Annotated in this window: 21 protein-coding genes; 4 read left to right on the top strand and 17 right to left on the bottom strand. The window is 62.4% G+C overall.

Translation table 11 applies throughout. From position 1 onward, the window contains the following. Positions 1–15: 15 nt before the first annotated feature. Genes LDN82_RS04280 through LDN82_RS04255 form a run of 6 tightly spaced genes read right to left on the bottom strand, consistent with a single transcriptional unit; the run spans position 16 to position 5403 of the window. A complete protein-coding gene (locus LDN82_RS04280) occupies positions 16–846 on the bottom strand; it encodes an MBL fold metallo-hydrolase (protein WP_224166487.1) in 831 nt (276 codons plus the stop codon). 9 nt (positions 847–855) lie between these two features. Beyond that, on the bottom strand, positions 856–1683 hold the full coding sequence (locus LDN82_RS04275; RefSeq protein ID WP_224094443.1) for a hypothetical protein: 828 nt from the start codon (positions 1681–1683) through the stop codon (positions 856–858). 51 nt (positions 1684–1734) lie between these two features. Beyond that, entirely contained in the window at positions 1735–2820 is a 1086-nt protein-coding gene (locus LDN82_RS04270; protein WP_224166486.1) for an ABC transporter permease, read from the bottom strand. After that, complete coding sequence (locus LDN82_RS04265) at positions 2817–3620, bottom strand: ATP-binding cassette domain-containing protein (protein WP_224094441.1); 804 nt, start codon at positions 3618–3620, stop codon at positions 2817–2819. Before LDN82_RS04265 ends, LDN82_RS04270 begins: the two co-directional genes overlap by 4 nt. Before the next feature lie 2 nt (positions 3621–3622). Continuing rightward, the gene (locus LDN82_RS04260) at positions 3623–4519 is read right to left on the bottom strand and encodes an ABC transporter ATP-binding protein (RefSeq protein ID WP_224166485.1); all 897 of its coding nucleotides are present in this window, start codon (positions 4517–4519) and stop codon (positions 3623–3625) included. Next, entirely contained in the window at positions 4516–5403 is an 888-nt protein-coding gene (locus LDN82_RS04255) for an ABC transporter permease (RefSeq protein ID WP_224094439.1), read from the bottom strand. Before LDN82_RS04255 ends, LDN82_RS04260 begins: the two co-directional genes overlap by 4 nt. Positions 5404–5844: 441 nt before the next feature. Between LDN82_RS04255 and LDN82_RS04250 the strand changes: the two genes are divergently transcribed. Genes LDN82_RS04250 through LDN82_RS04240 form a run of 3 tightly spaced genes read left to right on the top strand, consistent with a single transcriptional unit; the run spans position 5845 to position 9214 of the window. Then, positions 5845–6819: a branched-chain amino acid transaminase gene (locus LDN82_RS04250; protein ID WP_224166484.1), complete on the top strand. Its 975-nt coding sequence runs from the start codon at positions 5845–5847 to the stop codon at positions 6817–6819. A 12-nt stretch (positions 6820–6831) separates the two neighbouring features. Beyond that, entirely contained in the window at positions 6832–7797 is a 966-nt protein-coding gene (locus LDN82_RS04245; RefSeq protein WP_224166483.1) for an acetamidase/formamidase family protein, read from the top strand. Further along, positions 7790–9214, top strand: coding sequence for an amidohydrolase family protein (locus tag LDN82_RS04240; RefSeq protein ID WP_224166482.1), 1425 nt, complete (start codon positions 7790–7792; stop codon positions 9212–9214). Before LDN82_RS04245 ends, LDN82_RS04240 begins: the two co-directional genes overlap by 8 nt. A 63-nt stretch (positions 9215–9277) precedes the next feature. On the opposite strand, the gene LDN82_RS04235 is transcribed toward LDN82_RS04240, so the two are convergent. The 5 genes from LDN82_RS04235 to LDN82_RS04215 all read right to left on the bottom strand — a co-directional run bounded on the left by LDN82_RS04235 (position 9278) and on the right by LDN82_RS04215 (position 15001). Further along, positions 9278–10855: a carboxyl transferase domain-containing protein gene (locus tag LDN82_RS04235; protein WP_224166481.1), complete on the bottom strand. Its 1578-nt coding sequence runs from the start codon at positions 10853–10855 to the stop codon at positions 9278–9280. Continuing rightward, positions 10856–12121: a CoA transferase gene (locus LDN82_RS04230; protein ID WP_224094435.1), complete on the bottom strand. Its 1266-nt coding sequence runs from the start codon at positions 12119–12121 to the stop codon at positions 10856–10858. It lies immediately after the preceding gene. Between the two features lie 19 nt (positions 12122–12140). Continuing rightward, complete coding sequence (locus LDN82_RS04225; RefSeq protein WP_224094433.1) at positions 12141–13370, bottom strand: amidohydrolase; 1230 nt, start codon at positions 13368–13370, stop codon at positions 12141–12143. A gap of 49 nt (positions 13371–13419) precedes the next feature. Then, positions 13420–14151, bottom strand: coding sequence for a hypothetical protein (locus tag LDN82_RS04220; protein ID WP_224166480.1), 732 nt, complete (start codon positions 14149–14151; stop codon positions 13420–13422). 73 nt (positions 14152–14224) lie between these two features. After that, a complete protein-coding gene (locus LDN82_RS04215) occupies positions 14225–15001 on the bottom strand; it encodes a DUF5058 family protein (RefSeq protein ID WP_224094431.1) in 777 nt (258 codons plus the stop codon). A 272-nt stretch (positions 15002–15273) separates the two neighbouring features. On the opposite strand from LDN82_RS04215, the gene LDN82_RS04210 reads away from it, so the two are divergent. After that, positions 15274–16740, top strand: a complete 1467-nt coding sequence (locus LDN82_RS04210) for an amidase (protein WP_224094429.1) — start codon at positions 15274–15276, stop codon at positions 16738–16740. Here LDN82_RS04210 and LDN82_RS04205 read toward each other — a convergent pair. The 6 genes from LDN82_RS04205 to LDN82_RS04180 form a co-directional block, all read right to left on the bottom strand. Then, positions 16721–17677, bottom strand: coding sequence for an AsnC family transcriptional regulator (locus tag LDN82_RS04205; protein ID WP_224094427.1), 957 nt, complete (start codon positions 17675–17677; stop codon positions 16721–16723). The two genes, LDN82_RS04210 and LDN82_RS04205, sit on opposite strands and share 20 nt — an antisense overlap. Positions 17678–17833: 156 nt before the next feature. Continuing rightward, entirely contained in the window at positions 17834–18673 is an 840-nt protein-coding gene (locus LDN82_RS04200) for an aldo/keto reductase (RefSeq protein WP_224094425.1), read from the bottom strand. 120 nt (positions 18674–18793) lie between these two features. Further along, entirely contained in the window at positions 18794–19246 is a 453-nt protein-coding gene (locus LDN82_RS04195) for a hypothetical protein (RefSeq protein ID WP_224094423.1), read from the bottom strand. An 8-nt stretch (positions 19247–19254) separates the two neighbouring features. Continuing rightward, on the bottom strand, positions 19255–19896 hold the full coding sequence (locus tag LDN82_RS04190; RefSeq protein WP_224094421.1) for a bacterial proteasome activator family protein: 642 nt from the start codon (positions 19894–19896) through the stop codon (positions 19255–19257). 79 nt (positions 19897–19975) lie between these two features. Further along, positions 19976–20167: a YbdD/YjiX family protein gene (locus LDN82_RS04185; protein ID WP_224094419.1), complete on the bottom strand. Its 192-nt coding sequence runs from the start codon at positions 20165–20167 to the stop codon at positions 19976–19978. Continuing rightward, positions 20167–22491 carry a carbon starvation CstA family protein gene (locus LDN82_RS04180; RefSeq protein WP_224166479.1) on the bottom strand — a complete coding sequence of 775 codons (2325 nt, stop codon included), beginning with the start codon at positions 22489–22491 and terminating at the stop codon, positions 20167–20169. Before LDN82_RS04180 ends, LDN82_RS04185 begins: the two co-directional genes overlap by 1 nt. Positions 22492–22557 lie beyond the last annotated feature (66 nt).

Genomic DNA, 22557 nt, shown 5'->3' with positions numbered 1-22557 from the left:
TTTATTGGGGGGAAGCTACGGCTGTGCAGTCTCGTAGCGGTATGCCCGCTTGTGGCCGGCCCGGATGATGGGCTCCACATCGCGGATGTTGCTAATGAAATTGCCGTGGGTTGGGGCCACGGATGTGACGCCGAGTTCATCAATAAGGTGAAGGACGCGGTCATATACTGCGTCTGCGTCATTTGCGAAGCGTGCCCAATAGAGGGCACTTCCGGTGAAGAAGGCCGCATTCTCGACGGCGATGGGAACCTGCAGTTCGCCGGTGGTCAAACCGCATTCGCCCGGGAGGTGTACCGGGTCTTCGTCGTCGAGCTCGGGGCGGTGCATGTAACAGAAACCGTCGGCGGTGAAGAGCACGCCGGCTCCAGGCGCGAATCCCCATTGGGTGTTGGGCAAGTCCCGGATGAGGGCTTCCACCACCACAAACTCCTGCCCACCAAGATCCACCTTGTCCCCGGGCACCTTTGCGTGGAGATTCGGAACGATCTGCGGGTAAAACAAGTGGTAGTCGCGGATGTCACCCACCACCTGAATGTTCGGATACTTCTCCACGAGCCTTGGCAGGTTTCCGGTGTGCGGAAGCTCAGGGTGCGTGGGGAAGACGTAGGACAGCTCCCGTCCATCCAGCAGCTCATCCAGAGTGCTTGAAATGATCGGCCAACTGGACGGGTTACCGGTATCGACCAGGATGGACGAGTGTTCGCCCTGGACCAGGTAGGTGGAGTTATGGCCGTGGATCACGCGGTCGGCCAGGTGGAACGGGAGGCAGGAACTCATCCACGTGACGCCCTTCGCGACGCTGCGTGGGAGGTCGCTACTCATAGTCTCTACGAGTTGTTCTTCCATGATTCTCTCCTAAACCAACTGCGGGGTTAGCGCGTCGAGCATGAAATCGAGGTGCCGGCGAACCACGTCGCGGCCCTTGAGAACGCAGCCGCGGGAGGGTGCGATGATCTCTGGATCCAAGGTGTCGAACTTGTCCTGGAGCCACTCCCTCAGGGGCTCGCACGTGGAGCGCGGGATCCACTCGTACTTCGCATACAGGTGCCCGGCCACCTGTTCCACCGTGGTGGTGTCCTCCACTGTGGAGTCGATAATGCGCTGGCCGTCGGGCCGGTCCATAACGCCGTGCGTGAAGGTATCCGAGGTGAACAGCGTGCCCGTTTCCTGGTCCCAACCCCAGAAGGTGGGAAGGAGGCGCAGGAGGGGCGATTCCACCTGGAGCACGCGGCCGGGTGCTATCTGGATCTCGGCAGCCCTCGCCAGGGAGTCACCTTCTTCGGTTCTGTGCGCGTCGATCTGGTGGCGCCTCCCGCGCAGTGCCATCCTGCTCAGGTCATCGAAGGCATCGAAGGGGTTGATCACCCCGCCAGTGAAGAGCCGCTCGATGTCGAACCGCCCGGCGATGCGTTCGAGGTTGGACACACAGTCCATCTCGCTTCGGGTGAAGAAGATGGATACTCCCCCGCCTTCACCAATGAGCTCCGCCAGGTCGTCAAGGATCTCTTCGCTGTGGACAGCCAAACCTGAATCAACCAAAAGGCTGGAGGTTCCTTCGGCCAGGAGGTAGGCGTTCGACGGCTGGAAGCCTGTTGCACCTTGCGGAACCCAGCTCACGCGGCCGTCGAGCGGGATGTTCCCGCCAAGGACCGTCAACTTGTCTGCATGCAATGAAGTGAACATATCTTCAATCTATTGAATCTGGAGGGTTTGTCAAGGATTTTCTTTGGGCGCCTAACCCTGCTGCACGGCAGGCTCTACGACCGGCTCTGCAGCAGGGGCCGGTTTCGAGGTACGCCTAACGCCACTTTTTACGTTGTTGCGTGTCCTGGGATCCAGCAGCGTAATCAGGGTGTCCAACAGCACATAACCAAGGAGGCTGGTAGCACCCATGATCAGCACAAACCCCTGTATGACGGGTACGTCGCCCTTAAGCACCCCGTCCAATGACCAGCCACCAACACCTGGCCAGGAGAAGACACTTTCCACAATTGCCGCACCGCTCAACGCGGCGGCAAACAACAGCACCATGTAGGTCATCAAGGCTCCCCTCACGTCGCTGAGGGCGTAGCGGAACACCTGCAGCGGCTTCAGTCCGCAGGCCCTCGCAAATTCGATCTGCGGTGAGTTGAGGACTTGGAGGAGACCGGTCCTGACGGTCTTTCCAAAGGGAGCCGCAAAAAACAAGCCCATGGTGATAATCGGCAGCACTGCCCTGCTGAGGATGGATTGCATCGTCCCCCATTGCCCGGCGAGCATCGCATCCAGCGCCAAAGATCCCGTGACTTTAGGCGGCGGGATATCGGAGCTGGAAAGCATGCCCAAGGGTGCGGGGGCCAGATGGAGTTGCTGATAGAAGATAAAGAGAAGAAGGAGCGCCAGGACAAACTCCGGCATGGCCATGAGGACGGAGACCCCTGCAGTGAATGCCTTGTCTGCCACGCGCCCATATCGGTAGGCCGCAAGGGTACCCATTCCCATTCCAATGAGCAGGGCCAGCACCAGCCCAGGCACCAGATAGACAAGCGTGTTGGGCAACCGCGTCCAGATCTCGCTGGAAACCGAGCTTCCGGTGAAGAAGGAATTTCCCAGATCTCCGCTCAACGTCCGGCCAATGTAATCGAAGTAGCGGTCCCAAAAAGGCTTGTCCAAACCGAGCTGGCTATTGATCCGGGCGATATCGGTTTCAGTAGCGTACTCACCCAATAGCGCCACGGCCGGGTTACCGGGGAGCAGGGAAACCAATCCAAAGCTCAGGGTAATGAGTCCCAACAGGAGTAAAAGGGCAATAACAATACGGGAGAGGATGTACCGGATCATGCCATGGCCTCCTTGGCTCCTGGGTTGTAGGGAATGGGAGGCATTGCCGCGGACATCAGGGCCTGCGTGTAGGGCTCCTGGGGATTTGAAAGAACGTCATCCGTGGAACCTGTTTCAACGAACCGTCCGCGGTGCATGACAGCCACGCTGGTACAAAAGTGACGGACCGTATCAATGTCGTGGGAAACGAAGACATAGGTCAGGCCCCTGGCCACCTGGAGCTTGGCCAACATGCGCAGGATGGATGCCCGGATGGTCAGGTCCAGTGAGGACGTCGGTTCATCCAGGACCACCAGCGTCGGGTCAGTGACGAGGCAGCGGGCAATGCCCACCCGTTGCTGTTGCCCACCACTGAGGTTGGCGGGACGCCTGCCGAGGAAATCCTGCGACAACCCCACCTCTTCGAGCGTGTCCGTGACACGGCGCAGACGTTCAGCCCGGGAGCCATATGTCTTCGCAACGATCAGCGGCTCTTCGACGATTTGGCGGATCGTCAAACGCGGGTTCAGGGACGCGAAAGGCTCCTGGAACACAATCTGCCAGCGCCGGCGTCGTTTTCTTAGCTGCGCTTTCGACAAGTCCCGGATGTCCTCGCCCTCCAGGAGGATCGTGCCCGAATCGGCTTCAATGAGCCTGAGAATCAGGCGGCCCAGTGTGGACTTGCCGGAGCCGCTCTCGCCAATGATTCCCAAGGTTTCGCCCCGTTCGACGGCCAATGAGACTCCGTCCACCGCAGTGACGAGTTGCCCTTGGGGGCTTCGGAATGTTTTCCTGACATCCTTCAGTTCGATGATGGGCATGGTTAGGCACTCCTGGATGGAGAGAGAACGGTGGGATTCGTTGTGTCGGAAGTTTTCGGCTGCGTGCCGGCAGGCCTCTCGGCCTCCGGCTCTGCTTTGCCGGGCGCAGCGGCCTTCGGCTGCACCACTGAGTCAAGCAAGGACACGGTGTAGGGATCCTTCGGATGGACAAAAACCTCAGACACGGGACCATGTTCAACAATCCGGCCGCGGTACATCACCAGGACGCGATCGCAGTAATTGGCCACCACTCCAAGGTCATGCGTGACGATCAACATCGACCGTCCACTCCCTTTCGTCAACCGGGTGAGCGTGTCCAGTACCTGGCGCTGCACGGTGAGGTCCAGGGCCGTGGTCGGTTCATCCGCAATAACCAGACGTGGGTTGAGGTACAGCGCCATGGCGATGACGACGCGCTGAGCCATACCGCCGCTGAGTTCGTGCGCATAGCCACGCATTACCCGTTCGGGTTCGTTGACACCGGAGGAGGCCAATAAGTCGAGCGCCCGGCCACGTAATTCGGCGTCTGCCCTCAGCCCGTGGGCTTTGGCGATGTTTGCGAACTGCTTCTCGATGCGGACCACCGGATTCAACGCGCTGAAGGGGTTCTGCGCCACGAAGCCGATCTCTTTGCCACGGATATGGCGAATCTGCCGCTCCGGCAAACGGATCAGATCCTGGCCGTGGAATTCGGCAGTACCTTCCATGACACGTCCGGGAGGCATCAGCAGCTTGATCACCGAGCGCACAACAGTGGACTTCCCTGATCCCGACTCACCCACGATGCCCACGACTTCGTTGGCGCCGACATCGAAGGAGATACCGTGCAGGGCCCGCGTTATTCCGCCGCGGGAGTGGAACTCGGTGACGAGGTCCTGTACGTGAAGTCCTGTCATCATCGCGCCCTTTCCACTCGCTCGATCTTGGTTTCGATTCCCCCGGCGATCACGTTCAGGGAACCAATCGCCAGGAGCATGGCAAGCGTGGGAAAGGCAGCAGCCCACCATTCCCCGCGAATCAGCATGCTGACGCCATCGTTGATCATTGCCCCCCACGTGGGTGTAGGCGGCTTCACGCCTACACCCAGGAAGTTCAATGCAGCAATGGTTCCGAGCGCGTTGGCAGCGGTGAGCGTTGCCTGCACCAGGACCACGCCATATGCGTTGCGGAAGATGTGGTTGAAGGCGATGCGGATCGGAGAACAACCAATCGCTGCGGCAGCCTCCACATATCGCGCGGACCGAAGTGCCAGCGCCGCAGCGCGGGAAAGTCGCACAAACCTGGGCGCAGCCACAATAGCGATCGCAAGGACCACGTCCGTCGCCCCACCACCCATCAGCTTGATGGAGACCACCGCGATCACAATGATCGGAAGGGCTGCAAATGCGTCAATGACGCGCATGATGGCATCGCCGAGCTTGCCGCTCGTTGCGAACAGGCCCAAAGGAACGCCAACTACCAGCGACAGTGCCGTGGCGGCGAGGGCAACTGGAAGGTCCAGCTTCGCAGCCTCGATGGTGCGGGAGAAAATGTCCATCCCATTTCCATCAGTGCCAAACCAATGGGTGCCGTTGGGTGCAATACCGATTGCGTCCGTATCCGGACGCAATGGGTCGTGCGGCAGCGGAGCCACCATGGCCATAAGCGGCAATCCCACAATGATGGTCACCGCGATTGCGACCATGATGGTGCTCGACCGGTTCATCAGGAGGCTCTGGCCGCGGCGGGCCCACCCCGTGACGCGGAGGCCGGGCGATGTACGCGGAAGCCCTTGAATGCTCATGGAGCCTCCTCACGAAGTCCCCGGGAGTTTGAGAGGGAGTTGTTAGGTGTGCTCGCGTTGAGCCCACTCACAATGTATTGAAGATCGTCCTGGTTACGGACCGATGGCTGGTACATGTTCAGCTCCTGTTCGGACCTTGACGGGCGAGGGCCTCATATCAAAGTCTCATCACTTTATTGAATTTGACTGTAGCGCCAAGTGTGACGAATTGCACTCCTTTTTGGGAAAATCGCCGGATTGGCGCACTTAGAGGAGCTGCAGTGCGGATTCTGCCACGCTTGCCCCTCCGTGGCTACTTGCGCCCCTGGAGGCGGCCACAAGACAGTCGGAACCATTGACATCACCGAGAAGGGACTTCAATATAGTGAGCAAGTGCCGCTTGAGATGAAGCTGCTGGCTGTCATGCCCGCCAGCACAGATAGATGAGGAACGGAACCTACCATGGACGACTTTCAAGAAGCAGCAGCCGCAATTGGCACCAGGCAGCCAGCTCCCGGCCAGCCAGTAAAGTACCTCCTCCACGACGGCGAGCTGGTGGACTATGCCGATGCCCGCCTTCATGTGCTGAGCACATCACTGAAGTACGGCGTCGGGGTCTTTGAGGGCTTCCGCGCGTATTGGAGCGAGGACGACCAGCAACTGTACGCGTTCCGGGTGGCCGACCATATGAAGCGACTGATCGATTCCATGAGGGTCGTGGAAATCGACGGCCCACAGGACATCGACCAGCTCGGCGACCAGCTGCTCGGACTCATTCGCGCCAACGACCTGCGGGGCAACCTCCATATGCGGGCGCAGGTATTCGTCGATTCCAAGGATGGAAAGCCGGAAGACACGGGTCCCTCTACTGTCTTCATGGCAGCCATTCCCATGGGCAACTACTTCGGCGCAACCGGCCTGGATGTGCAAATCAGCAGTTGGGCCCGCCTCTCCGATCGGTCCATGCCGCCCAGGGTCAAGTCAATTGCCAATTACCAGAACGGGAGGCTGGCCCTGTTGGAAGCCAAGCGAAACGGCTATGACGCCGCGCTGCTTCTTACCGAAAGCGGACATGTGGCTGAAGGCGCCGGTTACAACGTCTTCATGGTCCGCCAAGGGAGGCTGTGCACTCCCCCCGTCACCGACAGCATTCTTGAAGGAATCACCCGGGACAGTGTCCTGCACCTCGCCCGGACGGAACTGGGGCTCGACGTCGACGTCCGGCCCATCGACCGCACCGAGCTGTACTCAGCTGAGGAAGTGTTTGTCTGCGGCAGTGCCGCAGAAGTAAACCACGTTGCCTCGGTTGACCGCACAACTATCGGCGACGGAACAGCCGGAGACCTCACCCGCAGCCTCCAGGACCTCTACCGTAGGGCCGTGATCGGGCAGGTCGCCCAAGACCAGAACTGGGCAATACCCGTCTACCCGTCCTGAATGGAGGCACGCATGAACGAAACGCAGACGCTGCAGGAAGTGCCGCGCGTCGGATTTGGCAACGCCTCACTATCCTTCGAGTCCGCAGCCAAACCAGAACTTACCGTCGATCAGGGCGAGCATTTCTGGCTGGATGCGCGCAGCCTGCTCACTGGTGGCCTCTTCGAGGAGACCGGGGAGTACGAGAAACTGTCCATCCCTGTCACTGGTCCGGTTGCCGTTCGCCGAGTGAACCCCGGCGATATTTTGCGAATAGACATCCACGAAATCAGGATCCACGATCGCGGTGCGATGGTGACGCTGCCAGGACGCGGCGGGTTCACCGACGGCCTGGGACGGGCAGGCCATGTAGTGGAGATCGCCAATGGCCATGTTGTGTTCGATGAGGACACAACCATTCCTGTGCGTCCCATGGTGGGGAAGATCGGAGTGGCACCTGTGGGTGCCGGCCCGAACTCCAGCACCGTAGGAATCCATGGCGGCAATATGGATTGCAAGGACGTAACTGCAGGTTCCGCCGTCGTGATCCCTGTCCAAGTAGCCGAGGCGATGCTGTACGCCGGCGACCTGCACGCGGCGCAGGGGGATGGCGAGTGCTCGCTGACCGCGGTCGAGGTCGAAGGCAGCGTGCGGCTCTCCTGCACGGTTGTTCCTGGGTCCACAATTCGAGTTGCAGACGGCATCCAGCGGCCAGTGGTCCTCAGCGGCGGTTCGGTCATAACAATCGGCGACGGCGACACCCTGGATGAGGCGGCAAGGCTCGCCTTGGACGACATGCTGGAACTGCTCCAAAGCGACAGGCAATGGTCGCGCGAAAAGACCGCGATGCTGCTGAGCGCGGCCGCGGACGTGTCCGTTTCACAACTGGTCAACGCCCGTGTCTCGGCCAAGGTCACGCTGGCCTCGCGCTATTTCAGTACTGAACCCTTCTCCTTGGAAACTCCCGACACTACGAATGCGCAGGTCCCCCATGTTTGATCTCCTCCTGACCAATGGGTTGGTCGTCACGCCCTCCGGAGCCAGCAAGCTGGATATTGGTATTTCCGATGGCAAGATCGTCTCGCTTCGGGCACCGGGCGCGGGCGCACCCGACGAAGCCCGGGAGACGGTAGACCTTAAGGGTCAGCTCGTGGTGCCCGGCGGCGTGGACCCACACGTCCACACGAATTCCGTCCTTCCAACCGCTGCCGAGAGCGGCATCATGTGCTTCGGACCGGACCGCGTCAGCGAGGGAGCCATTTACGGCGGGACCACCACGCTTGTTGATTTCGCACATTGGAAGCCCGGTGACGAACTGTCCGAATCGTTCGCGCGGAAGTCCGCCGAGTGGGCCGGCTCTACCTACACCGATTACGCGCTGCACGGCACGTTCAAGGAACCCGAAATTCCCTTCGAGGTTTTGGAGCAGATTCCTGACGCCGTGGCAGGCGGCCACGGCAGTTACAAGGTGTGGATGACGAATACGACGCCGACGCGGCCGAAACAGAAAACTGACTTGGGCAACATGTGGGGGCTGATGGAGCAAACGGCTGCCGCCGGCGCGATGCTCGCTGTGCACGCCGAAGACGACGACATCGTCATGTACTCCTACAAGAAGTTGCAGCGGGAGGGCAAGACCGGCATCGAGTACATGCATCACGCACACAACAACCTGTCCGAGAAACTTTCATTTCAGCGGGCGATTACGCTTGCCCAGCACGTAGGTGCACCCATCTACCTGATGCACGTCAGTGCGCGCGAAGGCGTGGACGCCATTCGCGAGGCCCGCGGACGTGGCCAGGCTGTATACGGAGAGATCCTTCCCCACTACGCCTATTTCACAGCGGACGACTACCGGCAGAAGAACGGCGCGATTTATCACACGTACCCGTCTCTGAAGTCCGAGGATGACCGTGACTCGATGTGGGAATCGCTGCTCAATGGCTCGCTCAGCACCCTGGCCACTGATGGAGTGTGCACCGATCTGGACGTCAAAACGCGTGGCAAGACCATATTCGACGCCACCGGAGGCCATGCCGGGGTGGAAATGCGGATGGCCGTGGCCTACACCGAGGGCGTCGCAAAGCGTGGCCTGGACCTGACGCGTTTCGTCGATATAACGTCTGCGAATGCGGCGAAGATCCTTGGCCTCTATCCACAGAAGGGCGTTATCTCGATTGGCAGCGACGCTGACCTCGCAGTCCTTGATACCAGTGCGGAACGCCAAATTACGGCCTCGGATCTTCACGAGGCAGACTACACACCCTGGGAGGGCTACAAAGTTGCGGCGTGGCCGAGCATGACCGTGCTCCGCGGAACAATCATGGTGAAGGACCGGAAGCTACTCAAGGGTCCCGGAGGTTCCCTGCTCAAACAACGCGTGTCCAGCGACGTGCTCAACCGGCCGGCTTGCTGACTGCCCCGCAAGGATAGGCTGAAGCCCTGCCCGCTGGCCAAGGAACGGGCAGGGCTCCGGCCGCTACGACACCAGCGCGCGATATTTTGCCCGTCGCTGCTGGAGCCCGGGGGCACCCCGCCGGGCAAGGCCTTGGAGCTCGACGGCGATCACGTCACCGATGCGGCGGCAGAAATCAACGGGTTCTTCCGCGGCGTCGGGATTCTCCTCCACCACCACGTCTACCACTCCGCTGGCTGCGAGCGCGGCGGCCGTGATGCCTTGGGCCTGCGCGAGTTCCGGAGCACGCGACGTGGTTCTGTGGACGATGGCGCTGGCACCCTCCGGCGGCAGCGGTGCGAGCCAGGCGTTCCGGGCAGCGATGGTCCGGTCGGCGGGCAGCAGTGCCAGTGCCCCTCCTCCGGTACCTTGGCCCACCATGACCGATAACGTTGGCGATCCGAGGCCCAACAGGTCATAGAGGGACCGGGCAATTTCGGTGGCCAGCCCACCCTCTTCGGCTTCCTTCGACAGTGCGGCACCTGCAGTGTCGATGATCGTGACGAGCGGCAGGTTCAGTTCCTGGGCGAGCCGCATGCCACGCCGCGCGTCCCTCAAGGAGGCGGGACCCATCGCTACGGGTCTGTCAACAGCAGCTGCATCGGAGCTGGTGCGGTGATGCCCCACCACCACACAGGAGGTCCCGCCAAAGCTGGCGAGTGCCACGAGCATTCCGTGGTCCTTGGCGCCATCGCCCGCACCGCGCAGCAGCACCACACCGTCCGCGGTCTCCCGGAGAAGCTCACCCGGAGACGGCCTGAGCGGATCCCTTGAGCGCAGCACGGACTCCCACGCGCCTACGTCCGAGGTCACTGCAGCCCCAGCATCCCGGGACGTGGCTGGGGCGTCCGCGCTGAGCAGGGAGGCAGCCATCGGGGTCACGGCAGCGTTAGGACGCAACAGGTCCAGAACACGCCCAAAGTAATCGCGCAGTCCTTCAGCGGGAACCACGGCGTCCACCAGGCCGTGATCGAACAGGTTCTCGGCGGTCTGCACTCCTGAAGGGAACTGCTCGCCATGCAGGGCTTCGTACACGCGCGGGCCGAGAAAGCCCAGGAGCGCACCCGGCTCAGCCGCGGTGACGTGCCCCAACGAACCCCACGACGCCATGACGCCCCCGGTGGTGGGATGCCGCAGATACACCAAATAGGGCAGCCCGGCCGAACGATGCGCCTGGACCGCCGCCACAATCTCCACCATGGCCAGGAACGCACTGGTTCCCTCTTGCATGCGGGTCCCGCCCGACGCCGGCATGGCCACGAGCGGGAGGCCCAGATCCGTTGCACGTTCGACGGCGGCTACGAGCCTTTGCGCCGCGTCTCGCCCGATCGAGCCGGCCAGGAAGGCAAAGTCAGATGCGACAACCACCACGCGGTGGTTGCGTATCCGGCCTTCGCCCGTGAGGACGGACTCATCACTGCCGGACTTCTCGTGCGCCGCTTCCAGGTCGGCAGCGTAGTCAGCGGACACAGCATCAGCCGAACCCGAGGAACCCTGCGCGCCACGAACCGGACGATCCCACGAAACGAAAGTCCCGGCGTCGAGCGTTTCCTCCAGCAGCTCCCGGACCCCAAGCCGACGGCGGGTGGCAGTTGTCGCCATTCAGCCCACCTCCCCGGCGGCGAGCCATTCGCGGATTCCGTCGCCGTGCTGGTTGAGCAGCGGCGGCGCAGTGTGGGCACGGCGCGTGGACTCAGCGCCGTCGGCGTTGTCGAAGAAGCGCAATGGAGGCCCCGGCAAAGTGACGGGCCCCAGAACGGGGTGTTCGACGTCCACCAGCAGTCCTTGCGAGGTAAGCTGCGGCCACTCGTAGACTTCCTTGAGTGTCCGGACTTTCCCGGCCGGAATGCCTGCGTCGCTGAGCTTGGCGAGGAGTGGCTCGGCGTCGTAATCGGCGAAGGCAGCCTCCACAACGTCGATGACACGGGAGCGGTTTCGGACCCGGTCCGCGTTCGTGGCCAGGCCAGGAGCGTAGGGGTCGATTCCAAAGGCGGCAGCAAACGCCGCCCACAGCTTCTCGCTCCCAACGCTGATCTGGACACTGCCACCCCGGCAGCGGAAGAGCCCGTACGGCGCAATGGACGGGTGATGGTTTCCCTGCGCTTCCGGGGCTTCACCGGCAACGGTGACCTTGGTGCCCTGGAAGGCGTGGACACCCAAAAGGGACGCAAGCAGCGACGTCCGCACCACTTGCCCGCGGCCCGTATGCTCCCGTTCCAACAAAGCAGCCACCACGCCATACGCACCGTACATCCCGGACAGGAGATCGGCGATCGGCACACCCACCCGCTGTGGATCATTGGGCCCGGAACCGGTGAGGGACATGAGCCCGGCTTCGCCCTGCAGGATCTGGTCATAACCGCTGCGGTGCGATTCAGGACCGTCATGGCCGAAACCCGTGATGGAGAGGATCACCAAGCGCGGGTTGATGCGGTGCATGGCGTCGGTGCTGAAGCCGAGCCGTTCCAGAACCCCTGGCCGGAAGTTTTCCACCACGACGTCGGCGCGCTCCAACAGTTGACGGAGGACGGTCCGGCCGTCCTCGCTCTTGAGGTCCAGCGTGAGGGATTCCTTGTTGCGGTTGCATGACAGGAAGTACGTGGCTTGCGGATCGTCCTCCGGACCCACGAACGGTGGACCCCACCCGCGCGTATCGTCTCCCGTACCCGGGTTTTCAATCTTGATGACCCGCGCCCCAAGATCGCCCATCATCATGGCGGCGTGCGGACCGGCAAGTGCCCGGCTGAGGTCCACCACGAGCCTGCCGGCGAGCGGGCCCTGGGCTGCTTGCAGGTTTGGGCTTACCGACGGCGGTGCGTCTGTGGCGCTTTGTGGTTGGGTCAAAGAATCTGTCAGAGCTGAAGTCATGGGAATGTCCTTGAAATTCTCAGTTGCCCAGCCGGGACATCAGCACGGCGACGGCGGCCGAGACGCCTCCGGCCAAGGAGCCTTCCAGCTCGGGGGCGAAGAACGGCGAGTGGTTCACGGGGATGGGACCGGGGCCCTCGTGCCCGGCTGCAGGAGTTCCGCCGAACATCCAGAACACGGACGGCACTCCGATCGCCGTTCCCAGGTGCCCGAAGTCTTCGCTGCCCATCATCGGCGGGGTGATTTCCACCGACTCAGTCCCCAGCTGAGCGCGCAGTGCCTCGATCACGGCAGGAACGGCGTCGGGATCGTTGAAGCATTGCGGGAAGCGGTACATCTCCTCGATCTCAGGCTTCGGCGCGCCGGATGCGGCAGCCTCGGCCTCGATGATGCGACGGACAGCGGACAAGACAAGTCCGCGGACGTCCTCGTCGAACGTGCGGATGTTCAAAGTGAACTCCGCCGACGCCGGGATGATGTTCTCCTTGAGCCCGGCATGAAAGGTACCGACCGTTACGACGGCGGACTTCCGCGGGTCCAGCTCGCGGGACACAATCCCCTGGAGCCGGGTGACCATGTGCGCGGCCATAACGATTGGATCGATGGCATCCTGCGGCTGGGAGCCGTGCGACTGCTGGCCGTGAACCGTGACGCGGAGCGAATCGGCCATGGCCGCCACGGGACCGCTTGAAATGGCGACCGTTCGCACAGGGCGCGGCATGACATGCTGCCCGAAGACCACTTCCGGCCGGGGAGCCTTGTCCCACAGCCCGTCGTCGAGCATCGCAAGTGCGCCTGCCGCGGTCTCCTCCCCCGGTTGGAAAATCAAGACCAGGGTCCCGGACCAGGCATCCCGGTTCCCTGCCAGCACCTCGGCGGCACCGAGCAGGCTGGCCACGTGCGTGTCGTGGCCACAGCCGTGCATTACCGGAACCGAGGTGCCGTCCGGCAGCGTTCCGGTGTCCTTGCTGGCGTAATCCAGCCCGGTGGCTTCCTCGATGGGCAGGCCATCGGAGTCCGCACGGAAGGCAACCACGGGACCGTCGCCGTTCCTGAGGATTCCCGCCACCCCTGTGCCACCGCAGCGGAAATGCTCAATGCCCAGTGCGTCCAACTGCTCCTCGATCAGTGTGGCGGTGGCGAACTCCTGCATGGACAGTTCCGGATGCGCGTGAAGGCGCCGGTACAACGAGTGGAGCTTGGTTGTCTGTTCGCTGTCGAGCTGAAGTGCGGTAGCTGTTTGGCTCATGGTCCTGTCTTCCTTGTTTGTCAGTCGGGAGTTGTTTCGGGCGTGGCCGCTACTCGATGTGGATCGGTTTGGCCTCCATGACCTGCTTTCCGCGGAAGAACCACGCCAGCAGAATGGTTCCCAGCACGGCGATGGCGGTGGACACCATGGCCAGCGACGGCAGCAAGGGGAGCACCACGAAGACGACGACCGCCGAGACCAGCAGCGCGAAGACCGTGGTGCGGGGCTGCTTCATGGACACGATGGCCTGCACCAGGACTGCACCAAGAACCGTGGGCAGAACATACAGGCGGGTCACGAGAAGTACAGACGGCGGAATGACGCTGATCAGCCAGCTGCCCAGCAGCCCGACGAAGATCGCGAGGGAGATCAGGTGGACTGCGGCAGCACCGCAGATAGCGACGACGGCGGCAAGCTCCGCACGCTTACTGCCCGGCTTGGCGCCGATGTTGGTTTGGGCGATCAAGGCCGCCGGCAGGAGCTTGTTGGAGATGTTGCCGATCATGAAGGCCTGGTACATGGCGGCTGGCCCGAGGATCGGGAAGTACGTGAGCGGCTCAACGATCCAGATGATGCCGAACGTTGCGGCGACGGCTGCGAAAGCGATCCAGAGTTGGGCAGGGCCGATGTCGAGGCCGCTGGCAAAGACCAGATACAGCGGCCCGGCGATGGAGATCAGCAATCCGCCGATCATGGTGATCTGTCCCCAGCGGGACGTGGTGCGGTTGAAGTCCGCCATGGCGGTATTCGTGGTAGCGGGAGCGGAAGTAATGGAAGACATGAGGGGTGTTCCTTTCGTGCTCAGTGGTCTGGCTGCAGGGCGGGAGTCGGGGTCAGGTGCTGGCGCCGTGCGCTCAGGCACCGACGGCCGGACCGACGGCGAGGTAGGCAGCGCCCAAGCCGATGACGATTGAGAATCCCAGTCCCCATTCGCGCAGCCAGCTCTTGCCGAGCTTCTTGGCCAACAGCAGGCAAATACCCATGACCGCCGCCGAGACAACGAAGGACAGGACGTGGATTCCGGATTTCGGCAGCTCGGTGAGTCCCAGGCAGGAGAACGCGCCGATCAGGGCGGCTGCCGGGACGATCGCCATGGCCGCCGGATTCACGGAACGGATCTTGGCGTCGCCCTTGCGGAGCAGCGGGGTCAGGATCAGGGTGGCAAGCATCCACATGGCGCCGCCGATGCTCATGGCGAAGAACGCGACCGCGAAGACGCTCTGCGTGTAACTGGCGTCGCCGAGTTTTGCTCCCATTGAACCGGCGGCGATGCCGGCTGCGGATACGTCGTAGGCGGCCGATCCGATCAGGCCAATCCTGGACAGGACAGCCGGCGCGCCAAAGAGCCCCAACAGGGCAATGGCCACGAGTGAAACGGCGAGTGAGGGTCCGATGGCCGAAACGGCTCCGGAGCGGAACGACGTCTTGATGTCCTGTGCGCTCATGTTCACGGAGGGAGCTGCGCGGCGGGCTGCCTTCATGAAAATGAGGGACTGGATGATGATGACGCCGAAGACGCCGGCAACGCAGATCCACAGGACGGGGTTGTTCGCGGTGGACAGGATGTCGGTTGAGCCGTTCGCGGCGAACGGTTGGAGTGCGAGGGATTGAAGTGCCAGGGGTTGATACATGGGGAACCTCCGGTTGGTGCCCGGCGCCAGTCCCCGGTCGACGTCCTTGTCCGGTAGGTACTGCGCTAAGGGCAAATCCTTGCCCAACGACCAGATCGGCCAGTGGGTTAGCAACACCTTCCGCTATGAGCCGGATCAGACACAATAGCTGACGGAATCAGCCATTTGATTGGCCGAAACAGTCAAACGAGGCCTCCTTGAAAGCTCCGACTTCCGCACCCTGATGTGACGGGGCACACTTTCAGGCAGAGAACACCCAGCAAAGGAGCACCATGACTGACACCATTGGCGAGCTGTCCGCCGTCGAACTCGCCGCCGCCATCCGGGACAAGAAGGTCTCGGCACGCGAAGCCCTGGCAGCCCATCTGGAGCGGATCGCCCAGGTGAACCCCGTCATCAACGCCGTGGTCACACTCGACCCGGAGGGAGCGGAGAACCTGGCACACCAGGCCGACCAGCTCACCGCCTCCGGTGCCGAACTCCCGCCCCTCCACGGCCTCCCCATGACGCATAAGGACACCAACAACACCGCCGGGATGCGCACCACCCAGGGGTCCCTCGCCTTGCGCGACTTCATTCCCGACGCCGACGACCTGATCGTGGCGCGCTTGAAGGCGGCCGGGGTGGTCAGCACCGGAAAATCCAATGTCCCCGAGTTCGGAGCGGGCTCCCACACCTTCAACGAGCTCTTCGGCACCACCACCAACCCCTACGCGCCCACCCTGAGCGCGGGCGGCAGCAGCGGCGGAGTAGCTGCCGTCGTCGCGTCCCGCGTCCAGAGCATCGGCGACGGCAGCGACATGGGCGGTTCGCTTCGCATCCCGGCTTCCTTCTGCAATGTGGTTGGCTTCAGGCCGTCGACGGCGGTAATCCCCATGCCCTCCGACGTCAACGCGTACGCGTGGCTGGGACGGACCGGGCCGATGGCCCGAAGCGTGGAAGACATTGCACTGTTCATGTCCGTGACCGCCGGCAAGGACCCCCGCGTTCCCCATCCGGCAGGCCTTGATCCGCAGGTATTCCGGTCCGGGCTGGAGACCGACATGCGCGGAGTGCGCATTGGCTGGTCACGGGACTTCGGGATTGGCGTACCCGTGGAGCCGGAAATTCTTGATCATCTTGAGCGGCAGCTGGCAGTTTTCGAGAAGCTCGGAGCGATCGTGGAAGAGGCCACACCGGATTTCAGCGAGGCCGACCTGGTATTCGGCAACACGCGGGCCATGGACTTTGCCGCCGGGCTTGGCCCGATCCTGGAACGAGCCGGGGATGTCATCAAGCCGGAAGTCCATTGGAATGTGAACAAGGGCTTGGCCTTGACTGCCCGGGATCTCATCGAGACCGCCGCGGCCCGGACCCGCCTTGAAAAGAGCGTGCAGGAGTTCTTCGGGCGCTACGATCTCTTCGCCAGTCCCTGCGCCCAGGTCCTGCCTTTTGATGCGACGCTCCGGTATCCCTTGGAGGTAGCCGGCGCGGCCTCCGAAACCTACCTGGACTGGATGCGCTCCGCCTGCCTGTTATCCGCCACAGGCTTGCCCGTCCTCAGCGTGCCCGCCGGGTTCAGCTCCGCCGGCCTGCCCATTGGCCTCCAGCTCGCCAGCAACCACTACACGGATATGCAGCTGCTCCGGTGGGGCCGCGCCTTCGAGCAGCAGACGGGGTACGCCGCCGTCGCTCCTGTCCTTGAGGCCGGGTCGAATGCTTCAACGGGCACTGCAACCCTTACGACGACGGCCGCATGAGCCGTCCGCCGCGCTTACGGGCATCAAGCAGGATGGAGACGTCGACGCCTGAAGCATACTGCGCCCAATCCGAGCCCGTGATGAAGCGGTAGAGGGAGGACATGTCCCCCACGGTCACGTCCGCAACGAGTTGGTAGTCGCCTGCGATCGCGGCTGCGTAGCGAACCACGGGAAGCTCCGCCAGGCCTTTGCCGAGCTGCTCAACGTGTTGCGGCGAAGCCCGGATCCAAAGCAACGCCTCTACTGCCAACCCAAAGGACGCGGGTTCAACCACCGCCCGGAGTTGGACCTGGTTGTTGGCCAGAAGCCACTCGCTGCGGCGCCTGGCAGTAGCCTCGGAGACGCCGACCCGCCGCCCGAGTGCCTCGAAACTCATTCGCCCATCCGCACACAACGCGTCCACCAGTTCAGTGTCCTGGCGGTTCAGTTCCTGCAGGGGCTCCAGGATGCCTGAGTCGGACGTCAAACCCGAGCGAAGCGCTTCCGCCCTGTCCGTGGTCAGGATCTCGGGCCGCCAGCCCCGGATCGTCCGGAAGTAGCGCAATACAGGGTAGCTGGTGGAGTCGCGCAGGCCGATGGTTGAGGGCAACTCATCGGAGAGGACATCGCCCATGCGGTTTGGTTCGGTGAGGATTTCGGCAACGCAATCGCCGGTGCCGGTGGTGGTGTAAACGAACGTGGTGTCGGTGCGCTGCGCGAGTGCTTGGGCTGCCGCCCGTACTGTTCCCGGGGTGCAGCGCATTTCCACGAGGACTGCAGTCGGCCTGGGGCGCACCCCCACCACGGCGACGGCCCCGGATTCCAAGAGCTGCGATCCCCGGCGGGCCACCGTCCGCTCAGCTTCACCGAGCACAGCCGCCATCTTGCGCCAAGGACAGCGCGGATCCAGTTGGAGGGCAGCGACAATCTGCCGTTCCAATGCGTCAAACACCACCATGCGAACTCCGTCCCTTGCGTCGCTCAATTTCACCACGGACTCAAGGTTCACCACGGACTTCGGGGCGCTTCGCCCCGGTGGCGAGTACCGGCGTCGGGCGTTAACGGCGAGTGCCCCACCCCAGGTCGGGGCGGGGCACGTGCTTAGGCTTCGGGTTTAGGCGAAGTCGGAGACTGCCGGGTCGGGGCCGATGCGGCCTTCGGCACCGCGGTCCAAGCCATTGATGGCCTCGACGTCGGCGTCGTCCAGCTTCACGCCCAAGGCGGCGAAGTTCTCCTGGATACGGGATTCCGTAACGGACTTGGGGATCACGACGTTGCCGATGGCCAAGTGCCAGGCGATGACTACCTGGGCCGGGGTGGCGCCATGCTTGGCTGCGATTTCGGCCACCGTGGCATTCTCCAACAGTTCCCCACCTTGTCCCAGCGGTGACCAAGCCTGCGTCAGGATGCCCTTGGAGGCGTTGAAGGCGCGCAGTTCGGCCTGGTTGAAGAACGGGTGCAGTTCCACCTGGTTGATGGCCGGGACAACTCCGGTTTCATCGATGATGCGCTGCAGTCCCTCAACGGTGAAGTTGGAAACACCGATGGACTTGACCCGGCCGCGCTTCTTGAGTTCGATCAGGGCCTTCCAGGTGTCCACGAACTTGTCCTGCTTGGGCTGCTGCCAGTGGATGAGGTAGAGATCCAATGTCTCAATGCCCAGGCGGTCCATGGATTCTTCGAACGCGGCAAGCGTGGACTCGTAGCCTTGATCGGCGTTCCAGAGCTTGGTGGTGATGAAGATTTCTTCGGCGGAAAGGCCAGAGGAAGCAATGGCGCGGCCCACTCCAGACTCGTTCCCGTAAATCTTTGCGGTGTCGATGTGGCGGAAGCCCGCTTCGAACGCCTGGCGCACAACTTTTTCGGCTACGTCGTCTTCAACTTGCCACACCCCGTAGCCGAGCTGGGGAATGGTGTTGCCGTCGTTGAAAGTAAGTGTTGGTGACGAAGTCATGTTTGTCATCCTGCCAGCAATGGGTTGCCTGAGGCACCAAATATTACAGAGATCAGCTATCCGCTTAACTGCTTGCAATCTGTAAATATAGGCGTGCGCCAGTATTTGCACACGCTTGCTTTATTGAACCTCTGGAGCCCGCAGTTGGCGTTCAGCGTCGGCAACCTGCTCGAAGACTGACTCCGCCCGGCGCCTGACAGACAATGCACCCACAGGGACGGGGCCAACGGCCAGCCGAAGCATGGCCGCTGCCTCGGCCGTGGTGGCCAAGGAATTCCCAGCCTTGGAAAGAGCGCGGTGAACACCGGCTAGAGAACCAGGAACGTCCAAGCCATCGCTCGGGGCCCTCTTTTGGGCTTCCACGCAGATGGTTCTCACACGAGGAGACAACTCGGCCAGCTCATTCGCGATCTCCACGAGCTCGTTGTAAAGCTGGTCGTCGTCGACACCCTCAAGGACCTGATGGTACCGGTCCAATCCGCGGTGAAAGCGATCGTGGGCGCGGCGCCAGAGCCCCTTACCCAGCTCAAGATCGTCCTTCCGCCCTTGCCGGACGGCCCCAAAGAAACCCACGGTCAAGCTCAGAGGTACTGGCCCGGGCCGTGGTCCGGATCTTCGGGTCGGCCCTGGGGCGCCGCACCAGGCGCACCCGGTGCAGCGGCGCGCTGCGGTTGACCGTTTTCGCCGATGACAATGCCGGGCGCAATGACAGTCCCTGGCGGAAGCTGACGGAGTTGCATCTGTGCCTTTGCGGCCTGCTGAGCCGCGACCGCAGCCTGAATGCCGTGGAAGAGGCCCTCCAACCAGCCCACAAGCTGGGCTTGGGCGATGCGAAGCTCTGCATCCGATGGCGCCTTCTCATCGGGGAAGGGAAGACTGATGCGTTCCAACTCTTCGATGAGCTCCGGCGCTAATCCGTCCTCGAGTTCCTTGATGGAGCGCTCGTGAATCTCTGCGAGCCGGCCGCGGGCAGCGTCGTCCAGCGGTGCGCTCTTCACCTCTTCAAGGAGTTGGCGGATCATGGTACCGATCCTCATTACCTTGGCCGGCTCGTCAACAAGTTCCTGGAGGTTCGCGCCCCGGGGCTTGGAATCCTTGACGGGTACCGCATTGCCCGAATGCTCTTCTGTGGGCGTGGTGGTGCCCTCGTCCAAGGTGGTTCCTTCCACAGGGGTGTCGTCCGAAGCCTCATCCGTGGGCTGAATGTTGTTCAGATCGCTCATCCGTTCATACTCTCATGCGGTTCACGGGAACCTGGGTCCAGGACCGGATTTTGGACTTCGTTCGTAGCGAAACTACACGTCAACAGCAGCGGCCCTGTGGATTGCTGTCCTGCCGGTCCATCCGGTCCCGCCAGAACTCACGTTCTGTCATGGCGGGACCGGAGTGGCCCGTGGACATGAAGTGGTCCAGGTATTTGCGGTAAGCGTCGGCACCCATGAGCGAACTCATGTAGGCGGCAAAGCCCTGGAATCCCCTGACGACGGCGTGCATTAGTGATGCCCCGCCTTTTGTGTCCGTTGCCCGGCCGGCAAGGCGTTCCAATCGGCGAGCAACTCCTTCTCTGCGGAGGTCGGGAACAGCCCGGCCGGGGCGAAGACCTTGGAGGCCACTGCCGGATCCTCGTGGTCCTTACCGCCCCCGGCACGGAACGCTTTGGCCGTTGCCACCACTGCGGTGATGATCACGATGATGCTCAGCGTCACGAAGATCACGGACAGCACGCCCTGGATCATGGTGTTACGCACTACCGCCTCCATGGCTTCCACCGTTTTGGCGGTGCCGAACGACGTCTTGCCATCTGCCAGGGCCTTCGCGAACGCCTGGTTGTTGGCGAAGTAGCCCACTGCGGGAACCGGCGAGAAGATCTTGTGGAAGCTGGCCGTGACGGTCACGACGGCGGCAAAAGCCAGGGGCACAGCCACGATCCACAGGTAACGGAAAGCCCCTCGCTTGGCCGCAATGGCCATGCACACTGCCAGGGCAATCGCAGCCAGAAGCTGGTTCGCGATGCCAAACAACGGGAAGAACGTATTGATGCCGCCCAGCGGATCCGTAACGCCCAGCAAAAGTACCGCACCCCAGGCTCCCACCATGACGGCGGTGCACAGCCAAGCGCCAGGGCGCCATGCGGGATCCTTGAACTTAGGCACGAAGTTACCGATGGAGTCCTGCAGCATAAAGCGGGCAACCCGGGTGCCGGCGTCCACTGCCGTAAGGATGAAGAGGGCTTCGAACATGATGGCGAAGTGGTACCAGAAGGCCATCATTGCCGGCCCGCCAATGAACTGCTGCATGATGTGGGCCAGGCCGACCGCCAAGGTGGGCGCTCCACCCGAACGCGAGATGATGCTCTCTTCTCCCACGTCCTTGGCAGTCTGGGCCAAAAGGTCAGGAGTGATGTTGACGTTGGCCAGTCCAAGACTGTTCACCCACTGCGCAGCCGACTCCACGGTGCCACCCGTAAGTGCCAGTGGAGCGTTCATGGCGAAGTAGATGCCGCGATCGATCGAGATGGCAGCCACCAGCGCCATGATGGCCACGAACGATTCCATCAACATGCCGCCGTAGCCGATGAAGCGGGTCTGGCGTTCCTTCTCGATCAATTTGGGCGTGGTTCCCGAGGAGATGAGCGCATGGAAACCGGACAACGCACCACAGGCGATGGTGACGAAGAGGAACGGGAAGAGCGCCCCCGAGAAGACCGGGCCGTTCTCACGTCCCGCGAACTCGCTAAAGGCCGGGACGCTGATTTCCGGGCGGACCACGATGATGGCGACGGCGAGCATCACGATCACGCCGATCTTCATGAACGTCGACAAGTAGTCACGCGGTGCAAGGAGCAGCCACACGGGCAGGATGGCCGCGATGAAACCATAGACGATGAGGCCCCAGGCGATAGTGACCTTGTCCAGGTGGAAGAAGGCAGAGCCCCACTCGGTGCCGGCCACGGCACCGCCACCAATGATCGCTGCCATCAGCAGAACGAAGCCGATGATGGAGACTTCCATGACCTTGCCCGGACGAAGATAACGCAGGTAGACGCCCATGAACAGCGCGATGGGAATCGTCATGCCCACCGAGAACACGCCCCACGGGCTCTCACCCAGGGCGTTGACCACCACCAGGGCAAGAATGGCCACGATGATGATCATGATGAGCAGCGTTGCCACGAGCGCCGCCGTACCACCAATGACACCGAGTTCCTCTCGGGCCATCTGACCCAGGGAACGGCCACCGCGGCGCATCGAAAAGAACATGACCAGGTAGTCCTGCACCGCGCCGGCAAGAACGACGCCGATGATGATCCAGATAGTGCCGGGCAGATAGCCCATCTGGGCCGCAATGATCGGGCCCACCAATGGTCCAGCGCCGGCGATGGCCGCGAAGTGGTGTCCAAACAGGACGTTACGGTCAGTGCGGACATAATCCTTGCCGTCGGCCTTGTATTCGGCCGGCGTGGCGCGCCGATCGTTGGGCTTAAGGAGGTATCGCTCAATGACCTTGGAGTAGAAGCGGTAGCCGATCAGGTAGGTACACACGGCTGCGAAAACAAACCAGATGGCGTTGACGGTCTCGCCGCGGACCAATGCCAGCATGAACCAGGCCACGGCCCCCAGCAGGGAAATCGCCACCCAGATTCCGATCCTTGCCGGAGTCCACCTGCGGTCCTCGGCATCCAGAACGGATTCATCCACGGCCGTTGCAGGCAGCGCAGGATCGACGCCCTTCACTTCTCCTGTTCGGTCGAGTTCTGTGCGGTCAAGCTCTGTGCGATCAAGTTCTGTTTGGCCAGGTTCTGTATGGTCAGGGGTCATGCCCGTGTCTCCTCCTTGAGAACTGCTGCGGTTGTGGCCGCGGGTGCGCTGAACAGTCAGGGCACG

Source organism: Arthrobacter sp. StoSoilA2, from assembly GCF_019977195.1.
Lineage (GTDB): Bacteria > Actinomycetota > Actinomycetes > Actinomycetales > Micrococcaceae > Arthrobacter.
Note: the sequence above shows the minus strand (reverse complement) of the source record. Positions and strands in the feature narration are given on the sequence as shown.

Bases quoted from the DNA above. Each gene is read 5' to 3' on its own strand.
- LDN82_RS04245 (WP_224166483.1), top strand. From the start codon at position 6,832: ATGAACGAAACGCAGACGCTGCAGGAAGTGCCGCGCGTCGGATTTGGC.
- LDN82_RS04255 (WP_224094439.1), bottom strand. From the start codon at position 5,403: ATGAGCATTCAAGGGCTTCCGCGTACATCGCCCGGCCTCCGCGTCACG.
- LDN82_RS04200 (WP_224094425.1), bottom strand. From the start codon at position 18,673: ATGACTTCGTCACCAACACTTACTTTCAACGACGGCAACACCATTCCC.
- LDN82_RS04280 (WP_224166487.1), bottom strand. From the start codon at position 846: ATGGAAGAACAACTCGTAGAGACTATGAGTAGCGACCTCCCACGCAGC.
- LDN82_RS04190 (WP_224094421.1), bottom strand. From the start codon at position 19,896: ATGAGCGATCTGAACAACATTCAGCCCACGGATGAGGCTTCGGACGAC.
- LDN82_RS04240 (WP_224166482.1), top strand. From the start codon at position 7,790: ATGTTTGATCTCCTCCTGACCAATGGGTTGGTCGTCACGCCCTCCGGA.
- LDN82_RS04270 (WP_224166486.1), bottom strand. From the start codon at position 2,820: ATGATCCGGTACATCCTCTCCCGTATTGTTATTGCCCTTTTACTCCTG.
- LDN82_RS04235 (WP_224166481.1), bottom strand. From the start codon at position 10,855: ATGGCGACAACTGCCACCCGCCGTCGGCTTGGGGTCCGGGAGCTGCTG.
- LDN82_RS04265 (WP_224094441.1), bottom strand. From the start codon at position 3,620: ATGCCCATCATCGAACTGAAGGATGTCAGGAAAACATTCCGAAGCCCC.
- LDN82_RS04215 (WP_224094431.1), bottom strand. From the start codon at position 15,001: ATGTATCAACCCCTGGCACTTCAATCCCTCGCACTCCAACCGTTCGCC.
- LDN82_RS04275 (WP_224094443.1), bottom strand. From the start codon at position 1,683: ATGTTCACTTCATTGCATGCAGACAAGTTGACGGTCCTTGGCGGGAAC.
- LDN82_RS04220 (WP_224166480.1), bottom strand. From the start codon at position 14,151: ATGTCTTCCATTACTTCCGCTCCCGCTACCACGAATACCGCCATGGCG.
- LDN82_RS04180 (WP_224166479.1), bottom strand. From the start codon at position 22,491: ATGACCCCTGACCATACAGAACCTGGCCAAACAGAACTTGATCGCACA.
- LDN82_RS04260 (WP_224166485.1), bottom strand. From the start codon at position 4,519: ATGATGACAGGACTTCACGTACAGGACCTCGTCACCGAGTTCCACTCC.
- LDN82_RS04250 (WP_224166484.1), top strand. From the start codon at position 5,845: ATGGACGACTTTCAAGAAGCAGCAGCCGCAATTGGCACCAGGCAGCCA.
- LDN82_RS04185 (WP_224094419.1), bottom strand. From the start codon at position 20,167: ATGCACGCCGTCGTCAGGGGATTCCAGGGCTTTGCCGCCTACATGAGT.
- LDN82_RS04210 (WP_224094429.1), top strand. From the start codon at position 15,274: ATGACTGACACCATTGGCGAGCTGTCCGCCGTCGAACTCGCCGCCGCC.
- LDN82_RS04230 (WP_224094435.1), bottom strand. From the start codon at position 12,121: ATGACTTCAGCTCTGACAGATTCTTTGACCCAACCACAAAGCGCCACA.
- LDN82_RS04205 (WP_224094427.1), bottom strand. From the start codon at position 17,677: ATGGTGGTGTTTGACGCATTGGAACGGCAGATTGTCGCTGCCCTCCAA.
- LDN82_RS04225 (WP_224094433.1), bottom strand. From the start codon at position 13,370: ATGAGCCAAACAGCTACCGCACTTCAGCTCGACAGCGAACAGACAACC.